Annotated in this window: 14 protein-coding genes; 9 read left to right on the top strand and 5 right to left on the bottom strand. The window is 32.1% G+C overall.

The window, feature by feature from the left end:
• The first annotated feature begins 13 nt into the window (after positions 1–13).
• From HM986_RS04005 to HM986_RS03990, 4 genes are read left to right on the top strand one after another with little or no spacing between them, the layout of a single operon-like run.
• Entirely contained in the window at positions 14–643 is a 630-nt protein-coding gene (locus HM986_RS04005; protein ID WP_179333778.1) for a carbonic anhydrase family protein, read from the top strand.
• A gap of 16 nt (positions 644–659) precedes the next feature.
• A complete protein-coding gene (locus HM986_RS04000) occupies positions 660–1,322 on the top strand; it encodes a DUF2490 domain-containing protein (RefSeq protein WP_394354217.1) in 663 nt (220 codons plus the stop codon).
• 40 nt (positions 1,323–1,362) lie between these two features.
• Complete coding sequence (locus tag HM986_RS03995; RefSeq protein ID WP_179333777.1) at positions 1,363–3,228, top strand: SulP family inorganic anion transporter; 1,866 nt, start codon at positions 1,363–1,365, stop codon at positions 3,226–3,228.
• Positions 3,229–3,239: 11 nt separating this feature from the next.
• Positions 3,240–3,866, top strand: a complete 627-nt coding sequence (locus HM986_RS03990) for a carbonic anhydrase (protein ID WP_179333776.1) — start codon at positions 3,240–3,242, stop codon at positions 3,864–3,866.
• A gap of 30 nt (positions 3,867–3,896) precedes the next feature.
• On the opposite strand, the gene HM986_RS03985 is transcribed toward HM986_RS03990, so the two are convergent.
• Positions 3,897–4,424, bottom strand: a complete 528-nt coding sequence (locus tag HM986_RS03985) for a CvpA family protein (protein WP_179333775.1) — start codon at positions 4,422–4,424, stop codon at positions 3,897–3,899.
• A 246-nt stretch (positions 4,425–4,670) separates the two neighbouring features.
• Here HM986_RS03985 and HM986_RS03980 point away from each other — a divergent pair, with 246 nt between their 5' ends.
• From HM986_RS03980 to HM986_RS03965, 4 genes are all read left to right on the top strand, one after another.
• Positions 4,671–5,027 carry a hypothetical protein gene (locus HM986_RS03980; RefSeq protein WP_179333774.1) on the top strand — a complete coding sequence of 119 codons (357 nt, stop codon included), beginning with the start codon at positions 4,671–4,673 and terminating at the stop codon, positions 5,025–5,027.
• A gap of 67 nt (positions 5,028–5,094) precedes the next feature.
• Positions 5,095–5,532: a lipocalin-like domain-containing protein gene (locus tag HM986_RS03975; RefSeq protein WP_179333773.1), complete on the top strand. Its 438-nt coding sequence runs from the start codon at positions 5,095–5,097 to the stop codon at positions 5,530–5,532.
• 112 nt (positions 5,533–5,644) lie between these two features.
• A complete protein-coding gene (pheS, locus tag HM986_RS03970; RefSeq protein ID WP_179333772.1) occupies positions 5,645–6,664 on the top strand; it encodes a phenylalanine--tRNA ligase subunit alpha in 1,020 nt (339 codons plus the stop codon).
• 3 nt (positions 6,665–6,667) lie between these two features.
• Positions 6,668–7,063, top strand: coding sequence for a hypothetical protein (locus tag HM986_RS03965; RefSeq protein WP_179333771.1), 396 nt, complete (start codon positions 6,668–6,670; stop codon positions 7,061–7,063).
• Positions 7,064–7,095: 32 nt separating this feature from the next.
• Here the strand turns inward: HM986_RS03965 and HM986_RS03960 are convergent, their stop codons facing one another.
• The 3 genes from HM986_RS03960 to HM986_RS03950 all read right to left on the bottom strand — a co-directional run bounded on the left by HM986_RS03960 (position 7,096) and on the right by HM986_RS03950 (position 11,178).
• Positions 7,096–8,097 carry an NAD(P)H-dependent glycerol-3-phosphate dehydrogenase gene (locus tag HM986_RS03960; protein ID WP_179333770.1) on the bottom strand — a complete coding sequence of 334 codons (1,002 nt, stop codon included), beginning with the start codon at positions 8,095–8,097 and terminating at the stop codon, positions 7,096–7,098.
• Between the two features lie 98 nt (positions 8,098–8,195).
• Complete coding sequence (locus tag HM986_RS03955; RefSeq protein WP_179333769.1) at positions 8,196–9,389, bottom strand: helix-turn-helix domain-containing protein; 1,194 nt, start codon at positions 9,387–9,389, stop codon at positions 8,196–8,198.
• Positions 9,390–9,456: 67 nt separating this feature from the next.
• On the bottom strand, positions 9,457–11,178 hold the full coding sequence (locus tag HM986_RS03950) for a T9SS type A sorting domain-containing protein (protein WP_179333768.1): 1,722 nt from the start codon (positions 11,176–11,178) through the stop codon (positions 9,457–9,459).
• Between the two features lie 156 nt (positions 11,179–11,334).
• Between HM986_RS03950 and HM986_RS03945 the strand changes: the two genes are divergently transcribed.
• A complete protein-coding gene (locus HM986_RS03945; protein WP_179333767.1) occupies positions 11,335–12,300 on the top strand; it encodes a nicotinic acid mononucleotide adenyltransferase in 966 nt (321 codons plus the stop codon).
• Positions 12,301–12,393: 93 nt separating this feature from the next.
• On the opposite strand, the gene HM986_RS03940 is transcribed toward HM986_RS03945, so the two are convergent.
• On the bottom strand, positions 12,394–16,830 hold the full coding sequence (locus tag HM986_RS03940) for a chemotaxis protein CheB (protein ID WP_179333766.1): 4,437 nt from the start codon (positions 16,828–16,830) through the stop codon (positions 12,394–12,396).
• Between the last annotated feature and the right edge of the window lie 624 nt (positions 16,831–17,454).

Raw genomic sequence — 17,454 nt, 5'->3', positions numbered from 1 at the left:
AAAACAAAACATTATGAAAGCACATACAAAAGAAACCCAAGCAACAATGACACCTGAAAAGTCATTGCAATATTTAAAAGAGGGCAACCAAAGATTTCAAAATAATTTAAAAGCAAATAGAAACCTTCTAGAGCAAGTAAATGATACAAGCGAAGGGCAATTTCCATTTGCTACGATTTTAAGTTGTATCGATTCTAGAGTTTCTGCTGAGTTGGTCTTTGACCAAGGCTTAGGAGATATTTTTAGTGTAAGAGTTGCAGGTAATATTGTAAACGAAGATATTTTAGGAAGTATGGAGTTTGCTTGTAAATTAGCAGGCACAGAACTTATAGTCGTTTTAGGGCACACAAGTTGTGGTGCCGTAAAGGGAGCTTGTGACCATGCTGAAATGGGTAATTTAACCAAATTAGTTCAAAAAATTACACCTGCAGTAAATGCAGTTACAGAACCTAAAGACGAAAGCTTAAGAACCTCTAAGAATTTAGATTTTGTTGATAAAGTATCACACGTTAATGTTCAATTAATGATTGATAGAATCCATGACGAAAGTCCAGTGCTTACTGAAATGGAGAAAAACGGTGAAATTAAAATTATTGGCGCCATGTATGATGTAAATACAGGTGAAGTAAAATTTTATGAATAAAAAATAAACATATAATATGTTAAAGAAAATGAATATGGTAGCACTAACGCTTTTGTTGGCGCTACCATTTTTTACGTTTGCGCAAGATAGTAGTTTTGGAAATTGGCTTATTTATATCGGTAATAAGAAGTTAGATTCCAAATGGAATATACACAATGAAGTGCAATATAGAAGTTACAATATCGGTGATGATTTAGAGCAATTACTCATAAGAACAGGGGTGGGGTATAATTTAACTGAAAATAATAACAATATTTTGCTCGGTTATGGCTATATTCTATCTCAAAATTATGTGGATGATACAGAAGATAAAGTATCGATTAATGAACATCGTATATTTCAACAATTTACAACCAAACAAACGGTTGGGAGTGTAGGGCTAAGTCATCGCTATAGGTTTGAACAACGGTTTATTGAAGACGATTATAAAATGCGCTTTCGTTATTTTTTAGGATTTAATATTCCGATAACCAAGAAAGAAAGTAATAGCTACTATCTTTCAGCATATAATGAGATTTTTTTAAATACAGAGTCTTCAGTGTTTGATAGAAATAGGGTGTATGGAGGCCTAGGTTATAAAGTAAACAAATCGCTTAGGATAGAAGCAGGCTATATGAATCAATTTTTTGAATCTAATAATAGAGATCAATTTAATATTATTACGTATCTTAATTTCTAAAAGATAATACAGTTGTTATCTTTAAAATTTAATAGAATATATGAAAAAGCTTTTTTCTCATTTTAAAGGTGACGCTTTCGGTGGTATTACAGCTGGTATTGTTGCGCTACCTTTAGCCTTAGCATTTGGCGTGTCATCTGGTCTTGGTCCAAGTGCAGGACTCTATGGGGCTATATTTCTAGCTTTTTTTGCAGCTCTATTTGGTGGTACTAATACACAAATCTCTGGACCTACAGCACCAATGACAGCTGTAAGTATGGTGCTTATTGCGGGGCTATTAGCTATTCATGAAGGTGATGTAAGTAAATCGCTTCCTATAATTCTAGCCGTATTTATTTTAGCAGGGTTAATGCAAGTTGGCTTGGGGGTTTTCGGCTTCGGAAAATACATTAAATACATTCCGTACCCTGTAGTTTCAGGATTTATGACAGCAATTGGACTCATTATAATTATTACCCAAGTGTTGCCTGCAGTGGGCTATTATGCAGGAGAAGATGCAGAGTTAATTGAAAAGTATATGCCTCACGCTGAAGAAATGCTTTTAAACGATATTTTAAAAGAAGAAGCAGGTGAAGGTATACTTGTCCTTGAAAACTTTAGAGAAACTGTAGACCGAGCCAGTAGAATTACACCCGAAGAAATGGAAAGTGAAGCGTCTATATTAGCTGGGAATTCTGCTTCTGGTGCATTGGGTGCTTTAAAAGCGATACCAAGAGCTATGCAGCATATAAATTGGTTAGAACTGCTGCTAGCTCTAGGAACTATAATTATCATTTATGGATTTAAACGGATAACAACGGCGATACCGAGTACTTTAGTAGCTTTAGTAATCGTCTCAGGAATTGCTTTTGGCTTTGGTTTAGATTACCGACCGATTGAACAAATACCTAGTGGATTTCCTATGCCTAATATGGCCATTTTTACCGAATTCGATTTTGGGAACTTAATGCCTTATTTTTTTACTGCTTTTACCTTAGCCTTATTAGGTTCTATTGACTCCTTATTAACGAGTGTCGTTGCAGACAATGTTACAAAAACAAAACATAAGCCAAATAAAGAGCTTATTGGGCAAGGTATCGGAAATAGTATAGCAGCCTTGTTTGGTGGTTTGCCAGGAGCCGGAGCAACGATTAGAACCGTTGTAAATATTAACGCAGGTGGTAAAACCAGATTATCAGGTATGATTGCTGGTGTATTTTTATTAGTTATTCTTTTAGCTTTAGGAGATATTGCTTCGCAAATTCCAGCAGCTGTTTTAGCTGGAATTTTAATTACAGTTGGTTTTGGAGTTATGGATTATAAAGGTTTAAAAGCGATTCCTGCATTACCAAAGGATATTAAAATAGGACCATTAAAGTTAAGTTCTGAAGTCCTAATTATGATTGTTGTATTACTCTTGTCTACGTTTTGGAATTTAGTTTATGCAGTTGGTATTGGTTTAATAATAGCATCACTTATGTTTATGAAAAAAATAGGTGATATAACAGCTTTACGATCCGATGTTAAATCCTTAGGGAAAGAGAAAGCGTGGGCAGATGAAACTGATTTTCCTAACAGATTAAAAGAAGAAGTATTTATAAAACACTTAAAAGGACCGTTGTTTTTTGGATCTACAAGTGAATTTCAGGCTTTAGCGGATCAAATTCCGATTACAGCAAAAACAGTAGTAATTCGTTTAGGACGCATGCAATATATGGATCAATCCGGACTCTACGCAATGGAGGATGTGCTTCAAGATTTATCAAAAAGAAATATACAAGTCTTGTTTGTTGGGCTATTAAAACAACCCAAATATATGATGGAGCGTATAGATATAATTCCAGATTTAATTCCTAAAGATCATATTTTTAAGGACTTTGATAGTTGCTTAAACTGGATTAAAAATAATGTAAAGGATGAATTTTAACTGATATAAATATGGACTTAAATAATGTATTTAAAAATAACGAGAAGTGGATTAAAGATAAACTTGCCGTTGATGCTAATTATTTTGAAGACTTAGGGAAAGGACAAAAACCAGAATTGTTATACATAGGGTGTTCCGATAGTAGAGTAACCGCTGAAGATTTGATGGGGTTAGGTCCTGGGGAAGTTTTTGTACATAGAAATATCGCCAATATGGTTATTGGTACGGATTTAAATGCCATGTCTGTTGTGGATTACGCCGTAACACATTTAAAAGTGAACCACGTTGTGGTATGCGGTCATTATGCGTGTGGTGGTGTAAAAGCGGCTATGCAATCTGCAGACTTAGGAGTTTTAAATGGTTGGTTACGAAATATCAGAGACGTTTATAGAATTCATCATACGGAATTGAATGCGATTACATGCGAAGAAAAAAAATACGATCGCTTAGTAGAACTCAACGTAAAAGAACAATGCGTTAACTTAATTAAAACGGCTGCAGTTCAAAAAGCCTATAGGGATCGTGGTTTAAAAGTACACGGTTGGGTGTTTGATGTACACACCGGAAAACTCATTGATTTGAAAATAGACTTTGAAAAATATCTCAAAGATATTATGGAAATTTATCACTTAGATTAGTAAAAAACGCCATTCGAAAGAATGGTTTTTTTATGCGTTTTCCTCAGTAGTGTCTGGCTCAGCGTCTGCTTCTGATTCGCTTTTGATGATTGATGGAAAAATCATAGGAGCTAATGATTTTATGGGTTCGTAAAGCGTGCTTTTTTCCAAATCTTCTTTTTCCATAAAGGGTAAGGTGTTATTCATTTTATGAAAAACACTCAAAAGTACACTAAGAATTAATCCAATTTTAAGCGCTCCAAAAACAGCGCCTGCGAGTTTATTGATGATTCCTAAAGCGGCGAAATCGGCTAATTTGGTTAATGCTTTTCCGGCTAGGCTAATGACTAAAACAATCACGACAAAAGTGATGGCAAAAGCAACGATATTAATGGTTTTTTCATTCCAATCTACCTTAGGTTCTAAAAAGCCTGCGGCAAAATCACTAAAATGAATCGCGCCATATACACCCAAAACTAAAGCTAATAAAGAAGCGACTTCTACAAAAAGCCCTTTAAATAGCCCACGTACAAATCCGAATAATAAAAGGGAGGCTAAAATAATATCAATTATACTCATAGAACTAGCGGTTTAAACAAAAGTACATGAATTTTTTAAGTTCAAATTTTAGTCAATCAAATAATTTAAACTTAGGGATAATAAGATAAACTATACTTTTTTTCTGATTTATAAATAATAACGCATTTCAACCTACTTTAGTTTATTAACTTTGAAGCCTTATAAAAAGTTAAACTTGAAGTCGAACACTTCAACTTAAAACTTTGATTATTAATTAAAGAGATTTCCGTTTTACGGGAAATGAGCATGGCAAGAGACGAACAATTAAAAGAGCGATGGGAGTTGGTAGTAGAGAAACTTTCTAACCAATTTGCTGATGGAGATAAATTAGATCTCGATTCAATTATATACCTTATTGGTGTGCAAGAGCTTGGGCAATTGCATCGCGAATATAAAAAAGATCATAAACTCGATTTAATGCATATCGCAATTTGTAAGGTCTTAGAGCCTTATGGTTATTATGAATTCGATTATGTAGATGATGAAGGGTGGCCACATTACAAAGTATTAGCGCAATTACCACATTTAAAGGCTGGTGAACAAAGTGTGCTGATGAAAGAGGCTATTGTAAACTATTTTTTGGAAACAGAATATATAAAGTAAGTCTCTATTAGGTTTTTGTTAAGAAATTGTTAATTTCAACATTTAACATTTTAACCTAAATTTACTTATGAAAAAATTAATTTTACTTTTAAGTGTTTTTGCACTTGTGTTTACATCTTGTAGTAGCGATAATGATGATGATGACGCTCCTATAGACCCGTTAGTTGGGACATGGAAATATCATACGTTTTTCGAAAATGGAGTTGAACAAACTGTATCTGATTGTGAAAAAGAAGAAACTTTTATTTTTAATTCAGATGGAACTTTTGAATATACCGATTTTGAAGAAGATACAGAAGGTAATTGCTTATTAGAAGAATTTATTTCAGCAACTTGGTCAAACGATGGAGATGGATTTTATACGCAATATATTGAAGGTGATGTAGCAACACAAGAATTGATTTTTGAGAACAATACGTTCTATTTTGAAGATTTTTACGATAATGGAACACCTGATGATACGTCAGATGACACAACGTATAAAGACGTTTTTATCAGACAATAAGTCTTTTTTATAAAATAGATAAAAAACGCCTTCAATTTGAAGGCGTTTTTTTTGTATAAAATCGTTAAATTTGCGCTCTCAATATGAGATACTGAATTAAATTCAGCATAAAATGATAGATAAGATAAAAGAACTCATAGCAGAAGCAGAAGCTTTTAAAGCACAGTCAAAAGAAGAGGTTGAAGCCTTTAGAATTAAATATTTAGGTTCCAAAGGGCATTTAAAAGCATTTTATGGCGAATTGAAAAATGTAGCGAACGATCAGAAACGTGAATTCGGACAGATAATTAACGAGCTTAAAATTACAGCGGAAGCTAAAGTCAACGATTTAAAGGAAGCTTTAGAAAGTAAAGAGGAAGACAAAGGGATTTTTGGTGATTTATCACGTCCTGGTGAACCGATTGCTATTGGTGCACGTCATCCTATTTCTATAGTTAAAAATGAGATTATTGATATTTTTTCGCGCATTGGTTTTAACGTTAGTGAAGGTCCGGAAATTGAAGATGATTGGCATAACTTTACAGCGTTGAATTTACCAGAATACCACCCAGCGAGAGATATGCAGGATACGTTTTTTATTCAAACCGATCCAGATATTTTATTACGTACACATACAAGTTCTGTACAAGTACGTTATATGGAGAATAATCAGCCTCCAATTCGTACAATTTCTCCAGGAAGAGTTTATAGAAATGAAGCGATTTCTGCACGTTCACATTGTTTCTTTCACCAAGTGGAAGGCTTATATATTGATAAAGATGTGAGTTTTGCAGATTTAAAACAAACCTTACAATACTTTACAACAGAGATGTTTGGGAAGTCTAAAATTAGATTACGTCCTTCATACTTTCCGTTTACTGAGCCAAGTGCAGAGGTCGATGTATATTGGGGATTAGAAACCGAAACAGATTATAAAATTACTAAAGGTACCGGTTGGTTAGAAATTATGGGTTGCGGAATGGTAGATCCTAATGTCTTAGAAAACTGCGGTATTGATTCTAAAGTCTATTCTGGGTTTGCTTTCGGAATGGGAATTGATCGTATTGCGATGTTATTAAACCAAATTAGCGATATTAGATTGTTGAGTGAGAATGACGTTCGATTTTTAGAGCAGTTTAAATCAGCATTATAAACTTTGAAAAAAGACATTAAAATCCCCGAAGTAAAAGATGTTCATGTTGCCGTGGTGCAAGAAGAACATTTGGAATACAAAACTCAAGATTGGAATGCTTATATCATTAATAATAGCGATAAAGATTTAGATACGGTTCTTATTGTTACCAAAGGTTATAGTGACACTAAAGTAACGCCTATAATGCGCCATACGATTGCAAAACTACCTGCAAGAAGTTACGCTAAAATTGAATATTTACAAGAAAAGGTTTTAGAGCTAAATAATGAGTTTAAAATAACGTTTTTTGAAGGCAACCAAATGTTTGATAAAACGTATGTATTCAGAAAAAATACAATCAACGAAAAGGCTTTACAGGCTATTCCGTTGATGCAATTACGTGGTATTTTGGTAAAGTAGGTATTAGCACTTGGCTAATAGCCAAAGCCAAACTAATCCAACTTATCCGTCAATTTCTTAAATACTTTCTTAGGATCTTTATTGTCATAAAGAATATCGTAAACAGCATTAATAATAGGCAGTTGGGTTTTCTTTTTATTCTTTTTGTTTAATTCGAATGCGCTTTTAGTTGCGTAGTAGCCTTCTGCAACCATGTTCATTTCCATTTGCGCAGATTTTACTGTGTACCCTTTGCCAATCATGTTTCCGAACATTCGGTTTCTAGAAAACACAGAATAACCAGTTACTAATAAATCACCTAAATAAGCCGAATTATTAATATTACGTTTCATCTTGTGCATCTTTTTGATAAAGCGTTTCATTTCTCTAATTGAGTTACTCATCAAAACACTCTGAAAATTATCACCATAACCCAATCCATGAGCCATTCCGGCAGCGATAGCGTAAATATTTTTTAACATTACAGCATATTCAATACCAATAACATCATCACTTGTTTTGGTTTTTATGTAATCACTCGATAAATTATCGGCAATCGCTTGGGCTTTTTTTGCATCGTCACACGCAATAGTTAAATACGACAAGCGCTCTAAAGCCACCTCTTCTGCGTGGCAAGGACCTGCAATAACTGCAATGTTTTCAAATGGAATAGTGTATTCATCATGAAAATGCTCACCAACTAATTTTCCAGTTTCTGGCATAATCCCTTTTACAGCAGATACTATCGTTTTTTTACTAATGTCTGAGGTCAGTTTTTCTAATTCGGCATGTATAAAAGCCGATGGAATTACAAAAATGAGCACATCTGCCCAATCTGCAATTTCATTAATATCGTTGCTTAGTTTTAACTGATCGGTATGAAATTCTACAGAACTTAAATAACTAGGATTGTGTTTCTCTTTTAAAATGTGTTCTTTAGCGTAAACGCTTCGCATATACCAACCCACTTCATCTAAATTTTCGCAAAGCATTTTTACGATGGCTGTTGCCCAACTTCCTGCGCCAAATACAGCGTATTTTATAGTGTCACTCATAGTGATTGTGTCATTTTTCTATATCAAAAATAGTCAAAATAATGTGAAATAAAGTTTTTAAAGGGCTAAGTATTGTCTCCTAAAGTGCGGTAAGATGCTTAGGATACTTCCTGAAATTTTTTATTATAATTAGAGGGTGAGATCCCTTCTTTTTGCTTAAAAATTCTATAAAAACTGGCCTTAGACTTAAAACCGGCGTCATAGGCTATGGATATAATCGTGTATTTTTCGGCATCACCATTTTCAAACCGTTCCTTAATGGCGTTAATGCGATATTCATTAATTAAATCGTAAAAATTGGTACTTAAATGATGATTTAATAATTCAGATAATTTTTTGTTAGAAATATCCATATACTCGGAAAGCTGAGTTAGATTAAGATCCTCGTTGAGATACACTTTATCTTCTGTTAAAAGTATGTGCAGTTTCTGTTTTAAATTTTCAATTTCCTGAGGCTTTAAGCTATCGAGTTGTCTAACTATTGTTTTTTCCTTTTCTGTCGTAGCATCAGTGTCTAAAATGGGGTTTTTAGATGATGTTTGAGATTCATCTAATTGGTCTAATAGAAAGCTTGGAATAAGAATTTGAGCTTGATATAAGCCCTTATAGCCCAAATAAAGATATAGAAAGAATAACATAAAGGCGATAACGGTTCCAATATTCCATAAATCTACCGTAAAAAAGAACTCGTAAACGCTAAGCAGTGAGTCTATAATGACAATAACTAAAAACCCAATGATAAAATGTTTGTACCATTGAAGGTTTTGTGAGGAAAGGTTTGCATAATTTTCTTGTATGGAAATCTTTAGACGATTTAAAAATTTTAGTGTTTTGAAAATGTAGAAAATGATAAATATATTTTCTAAAATATTGAATGGAATCTCTAATGTGATATAAAGGTTGTGATAACTATCAAAATAATCTGTAGTCATTGCAATGAATAGCGGCACATTACAAAATACAAAAACTATGGCAAAAGGAATGAGACTCTTTAAATAGGGCCGTAAAATTTTCTCTTTAGAAAACACTAAGGATTTAACCAAATATAAAAAAGAGGGTCCTAAAAGGTAACCAACTCCATGACCAAAGAGTATAGCAATACCTCCAGTAATTCTAATTTTGTGAAGATAAGAGTAGTAATAGAGTAAAAAGAAAAAAGCGTTTATAAAAAATATGTTCAGTATAGTTTTTGAAAAGTGAACTTTAGATTTTATGAGTACAAGAATTAAGAACGCTAAAAAAGACATTCCGGCGATTAAAAAGAAATCGATAAACATTTCCCATCTATACATAGTTCGAAGATAGAAAGGTTATACTCTGATTCCAAAAATTATTGCAGGAATGTCCGTATTTTATAATCTAATTTTTCACAAACTTAAACGTTTCTGCTTGTTGATTTAAACTTAGAAAATAGAATCCACTTTTTAAATGGCTGATATTGATTTTATTATTAAATAGTAATTTACCTGATAAAATTAATTTACCGTTTACATCAAAAATTGTGTAGTTTTTAGAAAGTATTGGCTGCTGACTAGTTATGTAAAGAATGTCATCTACAGGGTTTGGATACACTTTAAGTGTATTGTTAATGCTATTATCTGTTATGCTTAATAAATTACCTTGGGCAATTTTAAAAAGGTAATTATCTCTAAATCCAGAAGATGTAATTTGTAAGTTCTCAGCTGAAAAAGGACTAATATCTGCAGTTTCTCTAAAGGATCCAGCAACTATAATATTGTCATTAGTGTCTACAGTTATAGGTTGAGTTTCTATAGCATTTAGAGCACCAAATTGATATGCTCCTGTAAATGCTCCTGAGCTATTCATTTTTAATAAATAACTATCAAAAACATGAGTGGTCTGTTTGTTAAGTGTGTAACCATCAACTGTTATTGATGCACTAAAGAAACCAGTAGCATAAACGTTGTTGTTAGAGTCTGTATCTATGCCGTAACCAAAATTTGATTCTGTACCTCCATCAATCTCTTTAATCCATGATATATTTTGGTTTTTAAGGTCAACTTTGGCTACAAACGCCTCATAATTGCCATCAGAATCAATGGTTAATTGATCCGTGGTGCCTTCATTAGATGTTAAAACACCTCCATAATACCCAGTTACATAAGCGTCATTATTAGTGTCAACAGCAATTGCAGTTCCGATACATTCAGATTGGGCTTCGCCAATTTTAATTGCATTTTGGTAATTGCCTGATGCATCTAGTTTTAGAGCAAATAATCCTCTGTAGTTAGCGGTAGTACTTAGGGTAATTGCGCCAGGACCAAATATAGGCGTGTAAAAAGTAGCCGTTTCTCTATATTGCCCAGTAATATAAGAATCACCTGTTGGTGTTACATCTATGCTCATACCCAAGTCAAAGTCTGTACCTCCAGCACTGTACATCCAAACATAATAACCTTCAGAAGCATATTTTAAAACAAATATATCGGAGTATCCACTGCTTGTAATAGATGAAGTTCCTGCAGCATGAGCAATTGATATTGTACTATTAAAATATCCTGTTACATATATGTCTCCATTACTGTCTGTGCCAACATCAGTTATACTCTCAAAAGAATCATCGGTTGCTCCAAAAGAAGTTGCCCAGATAAAGTTTCCATTAGTATCTAATTTTACAATAAACATTTCATAATTTGTAGAACTTAGAAGATATTCTTCAGAACCAGGATTGGCATCAAATTCTCCAGCATCAAAATAACCGACAATAATTACATTGCCATTTAAGTCTACAGAAATACTTTTAGGTATTACAGAATGATAAGGGTCAATATCACTATCATCTGGTTGAGCCAATGATTTTGCCCATAAGACATTTCCGGCGCTGTCAGTTTTTGTTACAAACCCATTAAAGAAACCTAAACCGCTTAAGGTAACTGTGCCAAAAGTAGAAGTTTCTGCAAAATAACCAGTTGTATAAGTATTGTCATTATTATCCGTTGCAACAGATAGCATTACGTCTTCTGAATACCCACCAAATTGTTGGTGCCATTCTACGGTTTGAGCTTCAGAAATTAATGCAACACAAAGGCTAATGCATAATAGGGTAATTTTCTTTTTCATAATATAGTTTTAAAGGATTGTTCTTTACAAATGAACCAATTTCTTTTTATAAAAGGTTCTTATTGGAAGCATTGATACTAATTTAAGACCATACATCATCGATATTTTGGCACGCCTTTTGAAACTACACTCATATAACCTTAAAACCGTTAGATTATGAAGAATTTAAAACTACTATTAGGTTTTGCATTTAGTGCAACGTTGTTTACATCATGTTATGTAGAAGAAACACATTATATTGAGGAACCAGCTATGTCATTAAACCAGTTATTAAATTCTTACGATTTATGGTATGTTGATATTAATGAGACACAAGGTTATGGGGAAACACCATTTTTACAAATTGCATTTACGGTATCATTTAATAATGGTCGTTTGTATGCCAATAATAATTTGGTTGGCTTTGGGAGTCAGGGTAATGGTTATGGTGTTCAAATTGGAAGTTATGATGCCTATGATATGATTTTAGATACTGATCACATTATTGATGGCTATGATAGTTTTGATGTATACCAAGTAGATAATAATACAATTGAATTATATAACCCTTTTAATGATACCTCTTATTTTTTAGATGGTTATCAAAAATCTAGTTTTGATTATGATTTTATCTTCTATGATAATATTCATTATTTCTTACAAGAATATGAAGCTTGGGAAAAGACATACACAAGTAATTATGGAGCCCTAAATGATTTTGACAATGAGAATTATTTACAGTTTTTGGCTGGAGGTAACGATGCTACTTTCAGGAGTTCTCAAGATCAAAACGTTTATAATACAAATTCTATCTATTGGGATTTTATTGGTGATTATGGAGTCGATGATGTTTCTGGAAATAGGTATCTAAAAACATTAACATTAGATTATGATTTTTTCGACAATGAATACTTCGAATTAAGCGTTATTAATGATAGTACGGTAGAGTTGTTTCATGCAAACTCGGGAACATTATATGAGTTTAGAGGAAGCGGATACATACAGTATTATAGAAGTACTGATGCAGAAGGGAAGTCCGCAACAGACGTCAATAGATTTAAAAAACGTAAGCAAAAAACAAATAAAGTAGAAAATAATAGAACAAACACTCGAAACACTTTAGAATCAGTTTCGGTGACATAGAAATGAAACTAAATTTGGTTGGTTATTTAGTTTCAAAACGCTCAGATAAAGCTTTTTCTTTACTGAGCGTTTTTTTATTTAATTACAAATCATCTACTGTTCTAAATTGATCCATTTATGTAAAGTTGAATATAATTCATCTTTTATAATAGGCTTAGAAAGAAAACCGAGACACCCTTTTTTGTAACACCTTTCTTTTTCATCGGGCATAGAATATGCTGTTTGCATAATGATTTTAGCTTTAGAGTTTATCTTTAAAATTCTATCCATAGCTTCAATACCATTCATAATAGGCATTCTAATATCTAGCAACACAATATCTACTGTATCTGTTGTGCTGTAGATTTCTACCGCTTCCTTACCTGTTGTAGCAAATAAAACATTTGCTTTAGTATCTTTTAGTACTATTTTAAAGAGTAATCTTATTAAAGAATCATCTTCAGCGATTAAAATGGTTTTGTTTTCTAAAAAATCCTTTCTCTCAGGAAGTATAGCTTGTATTTTATTTGCATCGGCTTTAGCATATTTTATAGGTATGGTAAATTCAAATAAAGTTCCTTTATTTTCTTCAGAACTTACTGTTATATCACCTCCTAAAAGTGTTAAAATTCCCTTGCATATAGTAAGCCCCAATCCAGTACCACCATATTTGGCATTGCTTTCATAATTGAGTTGTTTAAAGCGTTCAAATATTTCTATTTGTTTACTTTTCTTAATACCCATACCGTTGTCTTTAACAAAGAATTTAAGATTGTCATCAACAACATTAAAACCAAAGGATATTTCCCCTTTTTCTGAAAACTTTAAAGCATTATTTAAAAGATTTGAAACTACTTGTTGTAGTCTTTGACCATCAGTTATAATACATAAGTTTTCAACTGGGATATGAGTTTTAAAATCAATATCCTTTTTATGCTTGGCAATTTTTAATTGGTTATAAGTAATTTCTAGATTTTTTATAAGCGTTGAAACGTCGCAATCTTTAAAAGATACTTTTAACTCATTAGATTCTATTTTCGCAATATCAATAATGTCATCAATGAGGTTTAAAAGCTGTTTAGAGTTTCCATCTATAATTTCTAGATATTTAAAGCGCTCATCTTTGGTTAAACTATCATTTTTCAATAATTCAGAAAATCCTAGAACTCCATTCATTGGTGTTCTAATTTCATGACTCATATTGGCAAGAAAATAATTTTTATGAAGATTTGCTTCTTCAGCTGTTTTTTTCGCGTTTATAAGTTCTGTTTCTGATCGTTTTTGAGGTGTAATGTCTTGAGCAGCTCCTCTTAAGGCAATAATATCTCCTACTTTATTTTTTACCGCTTCACCTTGTGCTTTAATCCATACTAAATCTCCATTGTCTTTAGAGAGATTTAATTCTAATTCATAAGGGGTTCCAAACTTCTGGGCTTTTTCTACGGCATTAGATAGCGTTAACCAACTGTCGTTAGAAAAGATTTTCATTTGTTCTTTATAGTCTGGTGGAGGTAAATTAGGGTCTAAACCATACATTTTATACAGTTGTTCAGTCCAAATAACTTTGTCTGTATTTAAATCTAGATACCAACCGCCTACATGAGTTAATTCTTGAACTCTATTTAGTTCCGCTTCACTTTTACTCAGTGCTTCTTCTTTATTCTTAAGCTCTGTGAAATCTGAAATTGTACCTGCAAATTCTCCTTCTTTCGGAGAGAATATATTTACTAAATAATACTTATCTGTAGAAGCAATATAAGCTTCAAAAGTTTGATTTGTACCTGAAAGTGCTGTTTTTCCATATTTAGGTAACCAATCATTCGGATCATTTTTTACATCTGGATGAATTGTAGAAACGCGTTTGCCTACAATATCTTCATTTTTTAAATTGATTATTTTTTCGAAAGCAGGATTTACATCAATGTATTCCCAATCTATAGGTTCGCCTTTATTATTTGTAATAATTTTTGCGTGCATAAAACCTTCATTAAGGTTTTCAAACAATTTATGATATTTTATACCAGTATCAACAAGCTCAAGCTCTATCTCTTTTAGTTTGTTAATGTTGTTTAAGGTAATTACAACACCATTAATTGTTTTGTTAGCAGTAATAAAAGGACTAATACGTAATAGATAGTAATTTTCGTTTTGATCTTTTACTTGTCTCTCAACGATTTTTAATTTGTCTAAAACAAATTTAGAATCTTCAATAATTGAGTTTCGCGTTTCTTCTCTAAAATTAGATGTAAAGCTAGACAGTGTTCGTCCAAGATCTACTTCGTCTAGATTAAAAACTTCTTTAAGTGCAGGAGTAAATTTTCTAATACGTAAATCGGTATCTAAAAATAACGTCGCAATTTCAGTATTATCTAATAAGTTGGTGATGTCATTATTTAAATTGGTAAGCTCTTTGTTTTTTTCCTGCATTTCTGTATTTACAGTATACAGTTCTTCGTTTACAGATTGAAGTTCTTCATTGGTACTTTGAAGTTCTTCGTTTGATGCCATTAATTCTTCATTAGAAGATTGTAACTCTTCGTTACTTGTTTCTAATTCTTCAATAGCATTTTGTAATTCTGTTTTAGCTATTTTAAGAGCGGTTTCTAAATCTTCTAATCGTTGATTAGAAACTTCGTCTAAATCAATAGTGTCTATAACCAAAGGTGTACTTTCCGTTAAAAGTACATCGTTACTAAATTCAATTAAATAACATTTATTTAAATTGTCGTAGTCTTTTACTTCATGAAAATTTAAGTCAAAAGAATAGGTTTGACTTACCGTTTCATTCATGATGCCTTCAATAACAATATCTTGTTTTGTTGCCTCAACTCTTCTAATACCACTTCTAATAATGACAGCGATATCAGGATTTACCATTTTTAGTAAATTATTCTGAAAAAGGCCAGAACCATGAGATAGACGCTTTCCGGCATCACCATTAATAAATAGTATATTGAAATCTTGATCTACAAAAATGGAGGCCGGACTAAATTTTTGACTTAAGTATTTGTGAAATATTAATTCTGGACTTTCCTTTATGTTTAGAGTAGGTACGCTTCTTGGTATTTGTGGATATTTATAAGCAAGTGTTGTTATTCTATCTAAATCAGAGCTATGAGATGGTATCTGTTTTGCAGGTGAGATGTTTTGAAATATTTTCCATTTTACGTCTATTGTTTTAAAAAGTTTAGCCGTTTCTCCTAGCGATTCGCTATTACCTAAAAACAAATAAGAAAATTGATTTAAGGCAAATTGAAAATTGAACATTACCTTTTTTTGAATGTTACTATCAAAATAGATAAGTAGATTTCTACAAGAAATAAGATCCATTCTTATAAATGGCGGATCTTTAATAAGGTTATGATTAGAGAATACAATCTTTTCTCTAATGCGTTTTATAATTTGAATTTTATCGCCATTTTTAATAAAATATTGATCTAAGTATGGCTTTTCAATTTCATTTATAATATTTACGTGATATACACCTAAGCCAGCAATAGCAAGTGCTCTTGGATCTATATCTGTTGCAAATATTTTAAAATCTAAATTTAATTGATGGGTTCTTAGGTAGTTGTCTATTAAAATAGCTTGCGAGTACACTTCTTCTCCTGTAGAACACCCAGCAATCCAAACACGAATAGTACTTTCGCTATTTCTATTTTTACAAATTTCTGGTATGACGTTTTCTTTTAAACTTTTAAATGCCTCGGTGTCTCTGAAAAAACGAGTTACACCAATTAAAAAGTCTTCTTTAAGTGATTGTTGTTCAACAACATTACTTGATAAAAAGGTAGCATAATCAAACACATGTTCAATGTTGTTTATATTCATTCGCTTTTCAATTCGTCTTAAAAGCGTATTCTTTTTGTATTCTCTAAAATCGATTCCAGAGTGTTTATAAACAATCGTAAGTATATCGTTAATTAACGTTTCGTTAGATGGGTGCTTGTTAAAATCTTCTTGTAACAGAGGCCTGCTAACAGGGTTTTTATGTAATATCTCTGCTATTTTTTGTGGATTTAAAATGTAATCTACAGTATTGGTAGATATAGCTGAGTTTGGCATACCATCAAACTGTGCGGTAGTAGGATCTTGTACAATTATGGTTCCGCCACCTTCCTTAATTGTTTTAATTCCTCTAGAGCCGTCAGATCCTGTTCCAGATAAAATAACACCGATAGAGTGTTCTTTATATTCTTCACCTAGAGTGTGAAAAAATATATCTATGGGTAAATTAAGATTGTGTTTAGGCCCTTTGTCTAACAAATAAAGTTCAGAACCCTTTACATGTAAATTTTTACTATTTTGATTTAAGTAAATGCAATTAGGATTAATAGTCTGTTTGTCTTCTGCCGTAAATATTGGCATTTTAGTGTGCTTACTAAGCAATTCGGGCATTAGACTTTTAAAGTCAGGTGAAAGGTGCTGAATGATTATAAATGCCATTCCTGTATCGTTTGGCAAATGGTCAAATAGGTTTTGAATGGCATCTAAGCCACCTGCAGACGCACCAATACCAACGACATAAAATTTGGGGTTTTTTTTGTTCATTTTGCTTTTTCGTAAAAGGTTTTAGGGATAAAATCTTTTACTATTTTAGGGATTCGTTTTTATGAAAATAGATTTTATCTATCTACATAATTTTTGTTTGGGATTACTATAATTTAAAGGGTTTATATATTTACGGTAAAAATTATAAAAGGGTTTTATAATTTGAGTATAATATATAATCACACAAATAAAAATTTGGCATCGTAAGTTTACTGTTATAGGAGTAATAATTTTTTTAAAAAAAATAAATAATTTCTATTTACATAACTTTTAGCGAGGTAAACAACGGTTTGTAAAGTTGAGTTGTCGTTTTTTTATCAGTCATTTTCAAATGACAAATGAAGTTTATAAAATTGTTTTCTAGTTGTAACTTAATAAGATTGTAAAAAACAGTTTTTTTATTTTTAGACGAAAAATACCCAATGTAATTAGCTTTCAAGATGTTATGATAAAAGTTTTTAAGCTTAATTGTATATTTTGCTATTGGTAAATGCAGAATTGACCTACCGTAACCTATTTTAGGATGAATCATGAAATTTTATAATCGTCACAAATGTACTAAAAAATACAGTTCTTGAGAGTTTCGCCTATGTTAAGCTTAAGATGAGCATTTTAATAAAATAC

The organism is Winogradskyella costae (assembly GCF_013403865.1).
GTDB classification, from domain to species: domain Bacteria; phylum Bacteroidota; class Bacteroidia; order Flavobacteriales; family Flavobacteriaceae; genus Winogradskyella; species Winogradskyella costae.
This window is presented reverse-complemented; position numbering and strand designations above follow the sequence as displayed.